This window comes from Streptomyces sp. NPDC001339 (assembly GCF_042895955.1).
In the GTDB taxonomy this organism is placed as follows: domain Bacteria; phylum Actinomycetota; class Actinomycetes; order Streptomycetales; family Streptomycetaceae; genus Streptomyces.
Window position 1 is genome coordinate 114,818 of the sequence record NZ_JBIAWT010000004.1, and the last position, 14,957, is coordinate 129,774.

Annotated in this window: 13 protein-coding genes; 5 read left to right on the forward strand and 8 right to left on the reverse strand. The window is 69.5% G+C overall.

The window, feature by feature from the left end; genetic code table 11:
• Positions 1-123: 123 nt before the first annotated feature.
• Together ACFY12_RS12690 and ACFY12_RS12695 are read right to left on the reverse strand one after the other, a co-directional pair.
• Positions 124-645, reverse strand: coding sequence for a DUF2617 family protein (locus tag ACFY12_RS12690; RefSeq protein WP_390715795.1), 522 nt, complete (start codon positions 643-645; stop codon positions 124-126).
• 396 nt (positions 646-1,041) lie between these two features.
• The gene (locus ACFY12_RS12695) at positions 1,042-1,395 is read right to left on the reverse strand and encodes a hypothetical protein (RefSeq protein WP_390715796.1); all 354 of its coding nucleotides are present in this window, start codon (positions 1,393-1,395) and stop codon (positions 1,042-1,044) included.
• Positions 1,396-1,575: 180 nt separating this feature from the next.
• Here ACFY12_RS12695 and ACFY12_RS12700 point away from each other — a divergent pair, with 180 nt between their 5' ends.
• On the forward strand, positions 1,576-2,760 hold the full coding sequence (locus ACFY12_RS12700; protein WP_390715797.1) for a pyridoxal phosphate-dependent aminotransferase: 1,185 nt from the start codon (positions 1,576-1,578) through the stop codon (positions 2,758-2,760).
• A 166-nt stretch (positions 2,761-2,926) separates the two neighbouring features.
• Here the strand turns inward: ACFY12_RS12700 and ACFY12_RS12705 are convergent, their stop codons facing one another.
• Together ACFY12_RS12705 and clpB are read right to left on the reverse strand one after the other, a co-directional pair.
• On the reverse strand, positions 2,927-3,463 hold the full coding sequence (locus ACFY12_RS12705; RefSeq protein WP_390715798.1) for a YbjN domain-containing protein: 537 nt from the start codon (positions 3,461-3,463) through the stop codon (positions 2,927-2,929).
• Between the two features lie 152 nt (positions 3,464-3,615).
• The gene (clpB, locus tag ACFY12_RS12710) at positions 3,616-6,255 is read right to left on the reverse strand and encodes an ATP-dependent chaperone ClpB (RefSeq protein ID WP_390715799.1); all 2,640 of its coding nucleotides are present in this window, start codon (positions 6,253-6,255) and stop codon (positions 3,616-3,618) included.
• A gap of 206 nt (positions 6,256-6,461) precedes the next feature.
• Between clpB and ACFY12_RS12715 the strand changes: the two genes are divergently transcribed.
• The 3 genes from ACFY12_RS12715 to ACFY12_RS12725 all read left to right on the forward strand — a co-directional run bounded on the left by ACFY12_RS12715 (position 6,462) and on the right by ACFY12_RS12725 (position 8,016).
• Positions 6,462-7,046 (forward strand): Uma2 family endonuclease, encoded by a 585-nt coding sequence (locus tag ACFY12_RS12715; RefSeq protein ID WP_390715800.1) that lies wholly within the window; start codon positions 6,462-6,464, stop codon positions 7,044-7,046.
• Positions 7,047-7,075: 29 nt separating this feature from the next.
• Entirely contained in the window at positions 7,076-7,480 is a 405-nt protein-coding gene (locus ACFY12_RS12720) for a pyridoxamine 5'-phosphate oxidase family protein (protein ID WP_390715801.1), read from the forward strand.
• A 131-nt stretch (positions 7,481-7,611) separates the two neighbouring features.
• Positions 7,612-8,016: a hypothetical protein gene (locus ACFY12_RS12725; protein WP_390715802.1), complete on the forward strand. Its 405-nt coding sequence runs from the start codon at positions 7,612-7,614 to the stop codon at positions 8,014-8,016.
• 110 nt (positions 8,017-8,126) lie between these two features.
• Here ACFY12_RS12725 and ACFY12_RS12730 read toward each other — a convergent pair whose 3' ends face one another.
• From ACFY12_RS12730 to dnaK, 4 genes are read right to left on the reverse strand one after another with little or no spacing between them, the layout of a single operon-like run.
• Positions 8,127-8,582, reverse strand: a complete 456-nt coding sequence (locus ACFY12_RS12730) for a heat shock protein transcriptional repressor HspR (RefSeq protein ID WP_390715803.1) — start codon at positions 8,580-8,582, stop codon at positions 8,127-8,129.
• Position 8,583: 1 nt separating this feature from the next.
• A complete protein-coding gene (dnaJ, locus tag ACFY12_RS12735) occupies positions 8,584-9,747 on the reverse strand; it encodes a molecular chaperone DnaJ (RefSeq protein ID WP_390715804.1) in 1,164 nt (387 codons plus the stop codon).
• Positions 9,748-9,792: 45 nt separating this feature from the next.
• Positions 9,793-10,464: a nucleotide exchange factor GrpE gene (gene grpE / locus ACFY12_RS12740; RefSeq protein WP_390715805.1), complete on the reverse strand. Its 672-nt coding sequence runs from the start codon at positions 10,462-10,464 to the stop codon at positions 9,793-9,795.
• On the reverse strand, positions 10,461-12,329 hold the full coding sequence (gene dnaK, locus ACFY12_RS12745) for a molecular chaperone DnaK (RefSeq protein WP_390715806.1): 1,869 nt from the start codon (positions 12,327-12,329) through the stop codon (positions 10,461-10,463). Before dnaK ends, grpE begins: the two co-directional genes overlap by 4 nt.
• A 298-nt stretch (positions 12,330-12,627) precedes the next feature.
• On the opposite strand from dnaK, the gene ACFY12_RS12750 reads away from it, so the two are divergent.
• Entirely contained in the window at positions 12,628-14,919 is a 2,292-nt protein-coding gene (locus tag ACFY12_RS12750) for a (Fe-S)-binding protein (RefSeq protein ID WP_390715807.1), read from the forward strand.
• Positions 14,920-14,957 lie beyond the last annotated feature (38 nt).

Below are 14,957 nucleotides of genomic sequence, written 5' to 3' on the forward strand. Positions count from 1 at the left end.
CCGGCCGGCACCACCGATCGACACACCAACGGGCACCACCAACCGCCAACGGGCACCACCAACCGGCACCATCAACCATCAACGGACACCACCAACCGGTCCGGCATTCCGGCCGGTTACCTACTAGACGGCCGCGACCGCCGCGCGTACGCCCACCCGCGTACGGGTGGCCACCAGGCGACCCTCCTGCGGATACGCATGCCAGGTTCGCCAACGCACCTGCCCCTGCCGGCGCTGGGCCAGCATCGCGGTGAACGCGTGCGGCGAGCCGGGGAAGGTACCGGCCAGGCCGTACGGATGCTCGGCGACCAGGGCCAGCAGCTCCTGGGCGCGGCCCGCGAACGAGCCGCGCGACAAGGTCTCGACATGCGCGGCGAACTCGTACTCCCAGTCACCCAGCCGTTTCGCCACGCCGAGCGGCAGCGGGGTGCTGCTGCCCGGCATACAGGCGACCGTCTCGGAACACGTGCCGTGCTCCTCCTCGAGGAGCACCTGGTGGGAGGCGCCGAGCAGCCTCAACTGCACTTGTGCGCCGTGGAGTTGGAGATCGAGCACGGCGAGGGCCGGCAGGGGTTCCCTGCCCAGCGCCCAGGCCAGATCGGATGCACGGGTATCGGTGTACGCCGTCTTCAGAGTGGTGAGCATGGGTCGGCTCCGCAAGCACGCAGTGGAATGGTGGGCCGGCCCGCCCGTAAAGGATCAGGAATGTTCGTCTGCCTGCCGGCTCGTGCCCACGTGGGATCGGAGAATGTGGGGAATTCTCTGTTAAGAGGGAATCATGAAAGCCCGCCCGCTCATAGCGTTTTTACCCAACTTCTCCGGGTTTCCATCCGCTAGAGGGCCATGCAGCTCATCTGTTCAACAACCTTACGCCCGGCGGCTGTTGGCGTTTCCACCAAGCCCGCCGGGCGCATATGCGGAGCGGCAAGAGCCAACCGCATGTGTGCAGTTGAGGGGGTCACGAGCGGGTTCGCGGACGGGTTCGCGGACGGGTTCCGCACCGGCTCCGGCCCCGGTCGGCCACCCCCGCCGCAACCTTGGTCAGCTACCCCCGCCGCAGCCCCCGCCGCCACCGCCACCGCCGCACCCGCCGCCACCGCCGCACGAGTGACCGCCGCCGCACGAGTGGCCGCCGTGATGGCCGCCGTGGTGACCGCCGCTCGAACCGGAGTCACCGCCGCCGACCCACCAACTGCCGCCACCAGAACCGGAATCAGAACTGCCGTAGCTGCTCCCGCCCCGTCGACGGCTCTTGCCGGTCTTGCTGGTCTTGCCGGTCTTGCCGACCTTGCCGGCCTTGCCGGCCTTGCCGGCCTTGCCGGAGCCGCGACGCGAGACCAGGGCCACCAGCCCGAGCACACCCCCGTAGATCACCAGGAACCACACAATCCACATCTGCCCCACACTCCTTCTCGTCCCCCGAAGCATCCCCCGAAGCGAGGCACCGCCCCGTCCGGCGCCGCTGACGCCTCGTCCGGCGGGCGGCTCCGTCCTGTGTTCGGGGCTGATGCCCGAGCCTCCCGAGTCTCAAAGCACAGTTGAGGAACTCCAGAGGTTCGGCGGAGGATGACAGGTATGGACCGACCGCTGCTCAATCGCCGCCTCGCCGAATTCGGCACCACGATCTTCGCCGAAATGTCGGCACTCGCCGTACGCACCGGCTCCATCAACCTCGGCCAGGGCTTCCCCGACGCCGACGGTCCCGAGGAGGTGAGGGAGGCAGCGGTGCGCGCACTGCGCGACGGCCGCGGCAACCAGTACCCGCCCGGCCCGGGCGTCCCCGAACTCCGCACCGCCGTCGCCGCCCACCAGGAGCGCCACTACGGCCACCTCGGCCTCTCGTACGACCCCGACAGCGAGGTCCTGGTCACCGCGGGCGCCACCGAAGCCATCGCCGCCTCGATGCTGGCGCTGCTGGAGCCGGGCGACGAGGTCATCGCGCTGGAGCCGTACTACGACTCGTACGCCGCGACCATCGCGATGGCGGGCGGCCGCCGCGTCCCGGTGACCCTGCGCGCCCAGCCGGAGTCCGGCAGCTACCGCCTCGACCTCGACGAACTGCGCGACGCGGTCACCGACGACACCCGGCTGATCCTCCTCAACACCCCGCACAACCCCACCGGCACCGTCCTCAGCCGCGACGAGCTGACGGCCGTCGCCGAACTGGCGGTGGAGCGCAACCTCCTCGTCGTCACGGACGAGGTCTACGAACACCTGGTCTTCGAGGGCGAGCACCTGCCCCTCGCGTCCTTCCCGGGGATGCGCGAGCGCACCGTCACCATCAGCTCGGCGGGCAAGACGTTCTCCTTCACCGGCTGGAAGGTCGGCTGGGTCACCGGGCCGGCCGAACTGGTCGGCGCGGTCCGCTCGGCCAAGCAGTTCCTCACCTACGTCTCCGCCGGGCCCTTCCAGTACGCCGTCGCCGAGGCGCTCGCGCTCCCCGACGCCTACTACACCGGCCTCCGTGACGATCTGCGCACCAAGCGCGACGTCCTGGCCGACGGCCTGGCCGACGCCGGCCTGAAGGTCTTCCGCCCTTCCGGCACGTACTTCATCACCACCGACATCCGCCCCCTCGGGGAGAGCGACGGCTTCGCCTTCTGCCGCGCTCTGCCCGAGCGCGCCGGCGTCGTCGCCATCCCCAACGCCGTGTTCTACGACCACAAGGAGCAGGGCGCGCCCTTCGTGCGCTTCGCCTTCTGCAAGAGCGTGGAGGTACTGGCGGAGGCGGCGGGACGGCTGAAGGCGCTGTCGGCGTGACGGTATGACGGCGGCCGGGCAGCGCTTCCGCGCCGGGCGTTCCCCGCACCGGGCATGAGAACGCGGGCCCAGGTCATGAGACCGCAGGCGCAGGCATGAGAACGCGGGCCCACGGAGCCATCGCTCCAGGGGCCCGCGCAGCCGAGTGGGTGTGGGACGACCGGCCTCAGGCCTCGTCGTCACCCGGCTTCTCGTCGGAGTCGCCGTCGATCTCGGCCTCCAGACCGAGCTGCTCGACGATCCAGTTGTCGAATTCGATCGAGGCGCGGACCCAGCTGACCGTGCTCGACACAAAGTGCTCGAGCGCGACACCGGTGCCGATCAGCATCGATGCCTCACCGATCAGACGGACCGTACCGTCGTCATGGGTGTGGGTGTAGGCCTTGGGCCACAGCGTCCGGCGGTTCCAGTCGTCGATCGCCTCCAGCAGCTTCGGCTTGTCGTCGATGCCGTGGGCGCGGTCGTAGAACGTGCGGACGGAGAAGATCTGCTGCTCCTCCTCGCCGCGGAACATGAAGTACGTGCGGAACTTCTCCCACGGGGCGGCGAGGTCACCCTCCTCGTCGACTACGTACTTCAGCTCCATCTGGTCGAGGAGCTGCTTGACCAGGTCCTGGTCGGGCAGGACGGGGCCCTCGGGCCCCGACGGCTCGGGTTCGGGCTGGCCCCCGAAATTCGGAATCGAGGACGGGTCGATGCTCACCGTGGAATTCCCTTCGTATGGTCCCTGCCATCCTCCCCCACATCCGCCCCGTCCTGGCAAGCCCGGGGCACGGCGGGGGACGGCGGGAGGGATGGCAGGGGGGACGGCGGGGGGGACGGGGTCCGGTCGCGGTACGGGTCGCCCGTCTCCGCTCAGGCCGCCGCGCCCTCCCGGACCGCCTGGACGGACAGCCCGTCGCCGCCCCCGTCCACATCCACCCGTACGGTGTCCCCGTCCAGCACCGAGCCCGCCAGGATGGCGCGGGCGAGCTGATCGCCGATGGCCGTCTGGACCAGGCGGCGCAGCGGGCGGGCACCGTACGACAGGTCGGGCGCGGGGGCGTCGGCGGCCGGCTCCTGGCCGAGCCAGGCGAGCCAGGTCAGGGCGCGGTCGGTGACGTCCAGCGTCAGCCGGCGGTCGGCGAGGCGGCGCTGGAGGTGGTCCAGCTGGATACGGGCGATCCGCTGGAGCTGGTCGGTACCGAGCGGGTGGAAGACCACCACGTCGTCGAGCCGGTTGAGGAACTCGGGCCGGAAGGACGCACGGACCGTCTCCAGCACCTTCTCCCTCTTCTGGTCCTCCTTGAGGAGCGGGTCCATCAGGAAGGCCGAACCGAGGTTGGAGGTGAGGATGAGGATGGTGTTGCGGAAGTCCACCGTCCGGCCCTGGCCGTCGGTGAGCCGGCCGTCGTCGAGGACCTGGAGCAGGATGTCGAAGACCTCGGTGTGCGCCTTCTCCACCTCGTCGAGCAGCACCACGCTGTACGGGCGGCGGCGGACCGCCTCAGTCAGCTGGCCGCCCTCCTCGTAGCCGACGTAGCCGGGCGGCGCGCCGACCAGCCGGGCGACGCTGTGCTTCTCGCCGTACTCCGACATGTCGATCCGGACCATGGCCCGCTCGTCGTCGAAGAGGAAGTCCGCCAGCGCCTTGGCCAGCTCGGTCTTGCCGACACCGGTCGGGCCGAGGAAGAGGAACGAGCCGGTGGGCCGGTCGGGGTCGGCGATCCCGGCGCGGGTACGCCGTACCGCGTCCGACACCGCCCGTACGGCCTCGGTCTGGCCGATCAGCCGCTTGCCGATCTCGTCCTCCATGCGCAGCAGTTTCTGCGTCTCGCCCTCCAGCAGCCGGCCGGCCGGGATACCGGTCCAGGAGCCGACCACATCCGCGATGTCATCCGGCCCGACCTCCTCCTTGACCATGGACTCCTTGGACGCCTCCTGCTCGGCCTCGGCGGCGGCCGCCGCTTCGAGCTCCCGCTCGACGCCCGGGATCTCGCCGTAGAGCAGCTTGGAGGCGGCGTCGAAGTCGCCGTCGCGCTGGGCCCGCTCGGCCTGCCCGCGCAGCTCGTCGAGCCGCTCCTTCAGCTCGCCGACCCGGTTGAGGCCCTGCTTCTCCTTCTCCCACCGGGCAGTCAGACCGCGCAGCTCCTCCTCCTTGTCGGCGAGGTCCTTGCGCAGCTTCTCCAGGCGCGCCACGGAACCGGCGTCGGTCTCGCTCTTCAGCGCCAGCTCCTCCATCTTCAGCCGGTCCACCGCCCGCTGGAGCTCGTCGATCTCGACGGGCGAGGAGTCGATCTCCATCCGCAGCCGGGACGCGGCCTCGTCGACCAGGTCGATGGCCTTGTCGGGCAGGAAGCGGGAGGTGATGTACCGGTCGGAGAGGGCGGCCGCGGCGACCAGCGCGGAGTCCGCGATCTGCACCTTGTGGTGGGCCTCGTAGCGGCCCTTGAGCCCGCGCAGGATGGCCACCGTGTCCTCCACGGTCGGCTCGGCGACCAGCACCTGCTGGAAGCGCCGCTCCAGCGCCGGGTCCTTCTCGATCCGCTCGCGGTACTCGTCCAGCGTCGTCGCACCGACCATCCGCAGCTCACCGCGGGCCAGCATCGGCTTGAGCATGTTGCCGGCGTCCATGGCCGAGTCCCCGCCGGCGCCCGCGCCCACGACCGTGTGCAGCTCGTCGATGAACGTGATGATCTGGCCCTCACTGGCCTTGATCTCCGCCAGGACGGTCTTCAGCCGCTCCTCGAACTCACCGCGGTACTTCGCGCCCGCGACCATCGCGCCCAGATCCAGCGCCACCAGCCGCTTGTTCCGCAGCGACTCGGGCACATCGCCCTTGACGATCCGCTGCGCCAGCCCCTCCACGACAGCCGTCTTGCCGACGCCCGGCTCGCCGATCAGCACCGGGTTGTTCTTCGTACGGCGGGACAGCACCTGCACCACCCGCCGGATCTCCTGGTCCCGCCCGATGACCGGGTCGAGCTTGCCCTCGCGGGCCGCCGCCGTGAAGTCCGTACCGAACTTCTCCAGCGCCTTGTACGTGCCCTCCGGGTCGGGGTTGGTCACCCGCTGCCCGCCGCGGCTCGCCTCGAAGGCGGCCAGCAGCTTCTTGGCCGAGGCGCCCTGCTCCTGAAGCAGCTCACCGGTGTGTCCGCCCTTGGCGGCGATCCCGATCAGCAGATGCTCGGTGGAGAGGTAGGCGTCGCCCAGCTCCTTGGCGCGCTGGGCGGCCTCCGCGATCGCGGCGAGCAGCTCGCGGTCCGGCTGGGGCGGGGCGACCGTGGACCCCTGCACGCTGGGCAGCCCGGCGAGCTGGCGCTCGGCACCGCCGCGCAGCGCGGCGGCGTCCGCCTCCACGGCGGCCAGCAGGTCCATGATGTTCTCGTTGTCCTGCCCGGCCAGCAGGGCGAGCAGGAGATGCGCGGACGTCATGTCCGCATGCCCGGCCGCGATCGCCCGGTCATTGGCGGCGCTGAGCGCCTCCCGGCTCTTGTTGGTCAGCTCGGCGTCCACGTCCTCGCGATCCTCCTCGTACCCGGCTCCTGTGCCTGGTGCTCGTGCCTGCGATCAGTCTGGCAAAAGCTGCTCAAACCCTGCTCATGCCAACGTGCGATAAGTTGAGTCTATTCCACTCAAGATGCTGCGGCTGCGGTGTCCCCTGAGGGTGAACCTTGCCGCTTCTGCCGCCGAGCGGGCGGCCCCGCGACAGGCTGGGGGCCATGCCCGCCGAGCTCACGACGTACGACACCGACGCCCAGTCCGCGATCCTGCTGGAGATCTTCCATGAGCTGGACGCGGTCACGCCCGAAGGGGTCAGAGCTCAGCTCATCGAGGGCGAGATCGTGGTGACGACGCCTCCGGCCGGCAGGCATGAGCACTGCTGGAGCCGACTCACCCGGCAACTGGTGCGGCAGTGCTCCTGGATCGGCATCTCCGGCCACAAGGGCCTGATCCTGCCGTCGTACGGCCCGCACCCCGACAACCACGTGATCCCCGACCTGACCGTCGTCGGCCGCCGGGAATTCCGGGGCGCCCCACCATGGTGGAGGCCCGACCGGGAGCTCAAGCTGGTCGCCGAGATCACCGGCCACCGGCCCGACCTGGACCGGATCGCCAAGCGCCGTACCTACGCTCTCGGAGGCGTCCCGCTCTACCTGCTGATCGACCGCGAACGAGCCACCACGACGCTTCTCCGCGAGCCATCCGACGGCGACTACCAGGTGCAGTACACCGCGGCCTTCGGCAAACCCGTCCCCCTCCCCGCCCCCTTCTCCTTCGACCTCGACACCAGCGACTTCGTCTGATCCCGGCCCGCCCGCCTACCCTGGCCCCCATGGCCCACGACCTCTCCGCCCTCACCCCCGAGTACCTCGCCTTCTGGGGCGAGTACCTGATGCCGACGTTCACCACCCTGCGCGCGGACGGGACGCCGCACGTCGTGCCCGTGGGCGTCACCTACGACGCCGGGCAGCGCATCGCGCGGATCATCACCCGCAAGGACAGCGTCAAGGTCAAGAACGTCCTCGCCGCCGGGGCGGACGGCGCCACCGTGGCCGTGTGCCAGGTCGACAAGGGCCGCTGGGCGACGCTGGAGGGCATCGCCCGGGTGCGTACCGACGCGGAGTCGGTCGCCGACGCGGTGCGGCGCTACGCCGAGCGTTACGGACGGATGCCGTCGCCCAACCCCGACCGGGTCATGATCGAGATCGCGGTGACCAAAGCCATGGGACGGGCCTGACAGCCGCTCATCGCAGCCCCTCCCCACAGCCCTCCCCACAGCCCTCAACACAGCCCTCCATTCAGCCCCTCCACCCGGGCCGCCCTCGGCGGTATCGTCGCCCCCACCGTCGCCACGCCCCGGAGGGCACGATGAACTCGGTCCGAGTGACGGCGATCGCCTGCCTGATGCCGCTGTCCGAGCTGGACGAGGATCCGTTCCTGGTAGATGACCGCAGCCAGCACGACATGTGCCAGCAGTGGGCGGCAGCCCGTGACTACCGCCTGACCTGCCGGCTCAGCCTGCACCGGCTGCCCGCCGGCCACGGCGCGCTGTGGGGTGATGTGGCACGGGGCCTGGTGGACGTGTTCGTGGCACCCAACCGCCGGGCGCTGGAGGCCGCCATCGACGGCGCCGACGAGTTCACCGAGCGGTGCGCGGCGGCCGGCGTACGGCTGGAGACCGCCGACCTCGACGAGCCGGTCTACACGCTCGCGATGAAGTCCCAGGTACACCGCCGCCTGTCGATGCCCACGGCCGGGTACAGCGGCCGCTGAGCGGGATGTGCGGCATGACGGACAGACCGCGTGTGGCGTACGGCGAAGGGCCGGGGTGATGCACCCCGGCCCTTCGCCGTATCGCTACGACGCATCGCTACCGCGTACCGCTACTGCTCCGGCCGCTTCGGCCGCCACACCACCAGCGCGCTGCTCTGCTGCACGTCCTGATACGGCACCAGGTCACGCCGGTACGAGGCGTGCACCGCCGCCTCCCGCTGCCGCATCGTGCTGGCCGCGCCCTCCAGGGCGCCCTGGAGTTCGGCGATCCGCTGCTGAAGCGCCGCGACCTGGTTCTCCAGCTCGATGATGCGCTTGATGCCGGCGAGGTTGATGCCCTCTTCCTGCGACAACTGCTGCACGGTACGGAGCAGTTCGATGTCACGGGCCGAGTAGCGGCGGCCCCGGCCGGCGGTGCGGTCGGGGGAGACCAGGCCCAGGCGGTCGTACTGCCGCAGGGTCTGCGGATGCAGGCCGGAGAGCTGAGCCGCGACGGAGATGACGTACACCGGCGACTCATCGGTCAGTTCATACGGGTTACGACGCTGCCCGCCCCGGCTGTCCATCTCAAGCTCCCTTCGCGGCCTGGAACAGCTCCGCCCGCGGGTCCGGGCCCGCGGTCGCCTCGCGATAGGACTCCAGCGCCTGCTTCGCCTTGTCGCCGAGGTCCTTGGGAACGATCACCTCTATGGTGACCAGCAGGTCACCCCGGGTGCCGTCCTTACGGGCCGCGCCCTTGCCGCGGGCCCGCATGGTGCGTCCGTTGGGCGTACCGGCCGGCAGCTTCAGCGTCACCGGCGGGCCGCCCAGCGTCGGCACCTTCACCTCGCCGCCCAGTGCGGCCTCCGGGAAGGTGACCGGCACCGTGACGGTGAGGTTGTCGCCCTTGCGGCCGAAGACCGGGTGGGCGTCGACGTGCACGACGACGTACAGATCGCCGGCCGGGCCGCCCTGCTCGCCCGGAGCGCCCTTGCCGCGCAGCCGGATGCGCTGCCCGTCGGAGACGCCCGCGGGGATGCGGACCTGCATCGTGCGGGCGCTGGTGGCGCGCCCGCTGCCCTTGCAGACGTCGCACGGGTCCTGGGCGATCAGGCCCCGGCCCTTGCAGTCCGCGCACGGGTCGGTCAGCGAGAAGCCGCCGCCCCCGCCCCGGCTGACCTGGCCGGTGCCGACGCAGGTCGGGCAGACCCGCGGCGTGCCGTTCTTGTCGCCGGTGCCCGAGCACGCCTTGCACGGGGCCTGGCTGGACATCCGCAGCGGGACCGTGGCCCCGTCGACCGCCTCGGTGAAGCTGAGCGTCACCTCGGACTCGATGTCCTGGCCGCGGCGCGCGTGGGTACGCGTCCCGCCACCGCGGTTGAACAGGCCGCCGAAGACGTCCCCGAGGCCGCCGCCGAAGCCGCCGCCACCCTGACCCGCGCCCCCTCCGAAGAGGTCGCCCAGGTCGAAGTTGAAGCTGCCGCCCCCGCCGGGGCCGGGCCGGAAGCCGCCGTTGCCGAACAGCGCCCGGGCCTCGTCGTACTCCTTGCGGCGCTTGGGGTCGCCCAGGACGTCGTTGGCCTCGGAGATCTCCTTGAAGCGCTCCTCGGCCTTGGCGTCGCCCTTGTTGGCGTCCGGGTGGTTCTCCCGGGCCAGCTTGCGGTACGCCTTCTTGATCTCCGCTTCGGTGGCGTCCTTGGGGACGCCGAGGACCTTGTAGTAGTCCTTCTCGACGAAGTCCTTGGTGCTCATCCCCGACGTCCCTCCTTCCGTGCGGTCTTCCCGTTCGTGCTCACGTCAGCCCTCGTCCGGGCCACCGCTCTCCTCGTCGGACGCCTTGGCGCCCTTGGCACCCTTGGCGTCCTCGTCGGATGCGGCCTTGGCGCCGGGCTGCGGCTCGGCGACGGCGACCCGCGCGGGGCGGATCGTTCGCTCACCGATGCGATACCCGGGCTGCAGGATCGCGACGCACGTGGTCTCCGTGACGTCCGGTGCGTACGAGTGCATCAGCGCCTCGTGGATCGTCGGGTCGAAGGGCTCGCCCTCCTTGCCGAACTGCTGCAGACCGAGCTTGGCGACCACGGTCTCCAGCGCCTCGGCCACCGACTTGAAGCCGCCGACCAGTTCGTCGTGCTCCCGCGCCCGGCCGATGTCGTCGAGGGTCGGCAGGAGCTCGGACAGGAGGTTCGCCGCGGCGATCTCCTTGACCGTGACCCGGTCCCGTTCCACCCGACGGCGGTAGTTCTGGTACTCCGCCTGGAGCCGCTGGAGGTCCGCGGTGCGCTCGCTGAGCGCCTTCCGCACCTGGTCCAGCTGCGCCTGGAGTCCTACGTCGGTCATGTCGTCCCCGGCCGGGGCCGGGCCCGCCTTGTCGGCGGACCCGGCGCCCTGCGCCACATCGTCTGCGGGCTGTGCGGCGTCAGAGGGGACGTCGGGCCTCTCGTCGAAGCCCGGGGTCTCCTCCGTCACGCGGCACCACCCTTGGCGTCCTTCGGCTTCTCGTCGTCGACGATCTCGGCGTCGACGACGTCGTCCTCGGCCTTGGCCTGAGCGCCCGCGGCACCGGCGGCACCCGCGGCGCCCTCGGCACCACCCGCGCCCTGGGCGTCGGCGTACATGGCCTGGCCCAGCTTCTGGGAGATCGCGGCGACCTTCTCGGCGGCGGTGCGGATCTCGGCCGTGTCGTCGCCCTTGAGCTTCTCCTTCAGCTCGGTGACGGCGGTCTCGACCTCGGTCTTCACCTCGCCGGGGACCTTGTCCTCGTTGTCCTTGAGGAACTTCTCGGTCTGGTAGACGAGCTGCTCGCCCTGGTTACGGGCCTCGGCGGCCTCGCGGCGCTGGTGGTCCTCCTCCGCGTACTTCTCCGCCTCCTCGCGCATCCGGTTGACCTCGTCCTGCGGCAGCGAGGAGCCGCCGGTGACGGTCATCTTCTGCTCCTTGCCCGTGCCCAGGTCCTTGGCGGTCACGTGCATGATGCCGTTGGCGTCGATGTCGAAGGAGACCTCGATCTGCGGGACACCGCGCGGGGCCGGCGGCAGACCGGTCAGCTCGAACATCCCGAGCTTCTTGTTGTACGCCGCGATCTCGCGCTCGCCCTGGTAGACCTGGATCTGCACGGACGGCTGGTTGTCCTCGGCGGTGGTGAAGATCTCGGACCGCTTGGTCGGGATGGTCGTGTTCCGCTCGATCAGCTTGGTCATGATGCCGCCCTTGGTCTCGATACCGAGGGACAGCGGGGTGACGTCCAGCAGGAGGACGTCCTTGACCTCGCCCTTGAGGACACCGGCCTGGAGGGTGGCGCCGATGGCGACGACCTCGTCCGGGTTGACGCCCTTGTTGGCGTCCTTGCCGCCGGTCAGCTCCTTGACGAGCTCGGCGACGGCCGGCATACGGGTCGAACCGCCGACCAGGACCACGTGGTCGATCTCGGACAGCTGGATGCCAGCGTCCTTGATGACGTTGTGGAACGGGGTCTTGCAGCGCTCCAGGAGGTCAGCGGTCAGCTGCTGGAACTGCGAGCGGGTGAGCTTCTCGTCCAGGTGCAGCGGGCCCTCGGCCGACGCGGTGATGTACGGCAGGTTGATCGTGGTCTCGGTCGAGGACGAGAGCTCGATCTTCGCCTTCTCGGCGGCCTCGCGCAGGCGCTGCAGCGCCATCTTGTCCTTGGACAGGTCGACGCCGTGGCCGTTGGCGAACTGCTTGACCAGGTAGTCGACGACGCGCTGGTCCCAGTCGTCACCACCGAGGTGGTTGTCACCGTTGGTGGCCTTCACCTCGACGACGCCGTCGCCGATCTCCAGCAGCGAGACGTCGAAGGTGCCGCCACCGAGGTCGAAGACCAGGATGGTCTGGTCGTCCTTCTCCAGGCCGTAGGCCAGGGCGGCCGCGGTGGGCTCGTTGACGATGCGCAGGACGTTGAGGCCCGCGATCTCACCGGCCTCCTTGGTGGCCTGGCGCTCGGAGTCGTTGAAGTAGGCCGGGACGGTGATGACCGCGTCCGTGACCTTCTCGCCCAGGTACGCCTCGGCGTCCCGCTTCAGCTTCTGCAGGATGAACGCGGAGATCTGCTGCGGGTTGAAGTTCTTGTCGTCGATCCCCACCTTCCAGTCGGTGCCCATGTGGCGCTTGACCGACCGGATGGTCCTGTCGACGTTGGTGACCGCCTGACGCTTCGCGACCTCGCCGACGAGCACCTCACCGTTCTTGGCGAAGGCGACGACGGACGGCGTGGTCCTGGCGCCCTCGGCGTTGGTGATGACGGTGGGCTCGCCGCCCTCCAGAACGCTGACGACGGAGTTTGTCGTGCCCAGGTCGATGCCGACCGCACGTGCCATTTCGATTCCTCCAGCTGACTTGAGTGGAACAGGCTCAAGAGTGCAGTACGGACTGAAACCTGTCAACAGACCTGAGTCAAGGCCACTCAACTTTTATATCGCCCTTACCGTCACCCGCTCGCAGCCGAAGACGTACGGGCCGGACTCAGGGTTGCCTTCGCGATACAGATCACCGGCCGCGCGGCTTCATGGCGCGGAGGAGAATGGGTAATCTCAGCGGCAGACCAAAAAGTTACTGCCTAGTAGTCTCAGTAGTTCCGCTCAGATTTCCCGCTCTCGCAGGTTCGAGGAGCCCCCAATGCAACTCGCCGCGATCATCGTGTCGCTGGTCCTCATGGCGGTCGGCATCGCGCTGTTCGGCCGTGCCATCCTGCAGCTCTACCGCTTCATGCGGCTCGGCCAGTCCGTACCTGCCGGGACGCGGACCGACGACCCCGCGCAGCGCACCGTCACCGTGGTCAGGGAGTTCCTCGGCCACACGCGGATGAACCGCTGGGGCGTGGTCGGTGTGGCGCACTGGTTCGTGGCGGTGGGCTTCTTCTCCCTGCTGCTGACGATCGTCAACGCCGTCGGGCAGGTCTTCAAGGCCGACTGGCTCCTGCCGGTCATCGGCGACTGGGCCCCGTACAACGTCTTCGTCGAGTTCCTCGGCACGATGACGGCGCTCGGCATCCTGACCCTCATCGTCATCCGGCAGCTGAACCGGCCGGGCAAGCCGGGCCGCAAGTCCCGCTTCGCGGGCTCCAACATCGGCCAGGCGTACTTCGTCGAGGCCGTCATCCTCATCGTCGGCGTCTGCATCTTCGTGCTGCACGCGCTGGAGGGCGCCCAGCACCACGTGGACGGCTACGAGGCCTCGTTCTTCCTCTCGTACCCCGTGGTCTCCTGGCTGTCGGGGATGGACCTCTCCACCCTCCAGAACCTCACGTACTTCTTCGCCGGCCTGAAGATCGCGACCTCCTTCATCTGGATGATCACGGTCGCTCTGAAGACCGACATGGGCGTGGCCTGGCACCGCTTCCTGGCCTTCCCCAACATCTGGTTCAAGCGCGAGGCGGACGGCGATGTGGCGCTCGGCGCGCTCCAGCCGATGACCTCCGGCGGCAAGCCGATCGACTTCGAGGACCCGGGCGAGGACGACCAGTTCGGCGTATCGAAGATCGAGGAGTTCTCCTGGAAGGGCCTGCTCGACTTCTCCACCTGCACCGAGTGCGGCCGCTGCCAGTCGCAGTGCCCCGCCTGGAACACCGGTAAGCCGCTCTCCCCGAAGCTGCTGATCATGTCGCTGCGCGACCACGCGCACGCCAAGGCGCCGTACCTGCTCGCGGGCGGTGGCAAGGACATGGAGGGTACGGAGAAGGCGACGGCGGAGCAGCTCGCGGACGTTCCCGCCTCCGCCCTCGCCGAGGCCGAGCGCCCCCTGATCGGCACGCTGGCCGAGAACGGCGTCATCGACCCCGACGTCCTGTGGTCCTGCACCACCTGCGGCGCCTGCGTCGAGCAGTGCCCGGTCGACATCGAGCACATCGACCACATCGTCGACATGCGCCGCTACCAGGTCATGATCGAGTCCTCGTTCCCGTCCGAGGCGGGCACGATGCTCAAGAACCTGGAGAAGAAGGGCAACCCCTGGGGCCTGGCCAAGAAGCAGCGCCTCGCCTGGACCAAGGAGGTCGACTTCGAGGTCCCGGTCGTCGGCAAGGACGTCGAGGACCTCACCGAGGTCGACTACCTCTACTGGGTCGGCTGCGCCGGCGCCCTGGAGGACCGCGCCAAGAAGACGACGAAGGCCTTCGCGGAGCTGCTGCACATCGCGGGCGTCAAGTTCGCGATCATGGGCGGCGACGAGAAGTGCACGGGTGACTCCCCGCGCCGCCTCGGCAACGAATTCCTCTTCCAGCAGCTCGGCGCCGAGAACGTCGCAATGCTCAACGCCGCCTTCGGCGAGACTGATGACGACGGCGGCTCCGCCGCGGGCTCGGACGAGTCGGCCAAGAAGCCGAAGTCGTCGAAGAAGATCGTCGCCACCTGCCCGCACTGCTTCAACACGATCGCGAACGAGTACCCGCAGCTCGGCGGCGAGTACGAGGTCATCCACCACACCCAGCTGCTGCAACACCTCATCGACGAGGGCAAGCTGATCCCCGTCACCCCGGTGGAAGGCCTGATCACCTACCACGATCCCTGCTACCTCGGCCGCCACAACAAGGTCTACACGCCCCCGCGCGAGATCATCGCCAAGGTGCCGGGCCTGCGGAACGAGGAGATGCACCGCCACAAGGAGCGCGGCTTCTGCTGCGGCGCCGGCGGCGCCCGGATGTGGATGGAAGAGCGCATCGGCAAGCGCATCAACAACGAGCGCGTCGACGAGGCCCTCTCCCTCAACCCGGACATCGTCTCGACGGCCTGCCCGTTCTGCCTCGTCATGCTGACGGACTCCGTCAACGGCAAGAAGAACGAGGGGAAGGCGAAGGAGTCCATCCAGGTCGTCGACGTGGCCCAGCTGCTGCTGGACTCGGTCAAGACGCCGGTCGACCCGTCGGGCGAGGAGGAGCCGGAGAGCGCTCCCGAGCCCGAGCCGGTGAAGTGACCCCTCCGGTGAAGTAACCCTTCCGTTTCCTCCGCTCC

Excerpts from the sequence above, each read along its gene's own strand:
- ACFY12_RS12720 (WP_390715801.1), top strand. The coding sequence starts at position 7,076 with ATGGCCCACGACCTCTCCGCCCTCACCCCCGAGTACCTCGCCTTCTGG.
- ACFY12_RS12730 (WP_390715803.1), bottom strand. The coding sequence starts at position 8,582 with ATGGACAGCCGGGGCGGGCAGCGTCGTAACCCGTATGAACTGACCGAT.
- ACFY12_RS12695 (WP_390715796.1), bottom strand. The coding sequence starts at position 1,395 with ATGTGGATTGTGTGGTTCCTGGTGATCTACGGGGGTGTGCTCGGGCTG.
- ACFY12_RS12725 (WP_390715802.1), top strand. The coding sequence starts at position 7,612 with ATGAACTCGGTCCGAGTGACGGCGATCGCCTGCCTGATGCCGCTGTCC.
- ACFY12_RS12715 (WP_390715800.1), top strand. The coding sequence starts at position 6,462 with ATGCCCGCCGAGCTCACGACGTACGACACCGACGCCCAGTCCGCGATC.
- ACFY12_RS12690 (WP_390715795.1), bottom strand. The coding sequence starts at position 645 with ATGCTCACCACTCTGAAGACGGCGTACACCGATACCCGTGCATCCGAT.
- ACFY12_RS12700 (WP_390715797.1), top strand. The coding sequence starts at position 1,576 with ATGGACCGACCGCTGCTCAATCGCCGCCTCGCCGAATTCGGCACCACG.
- dnaJ (WP_390715804.1), bottom strand. The coding sequence starts at position 9,747 with ATGAGCACCAAGGACTTCGTCGAGAAGGACTACTACAAGGTCCTCGGC.
- ACFY12_RS12750 (WP_390715807.1), top strand. The coding sequence starts at position 12,628 with ATGCAACTCGCCGCGATCATCGTGTCGCTGGTCCTCATGGCGGTCGGC.
- dnaK (WP_390715806.1), bottom strand. The coding sequence starts at position 12,329 with ATGGCACGTGCGGTCGGCATCGACCTGGGCACGACAAACTCCGTCGTC.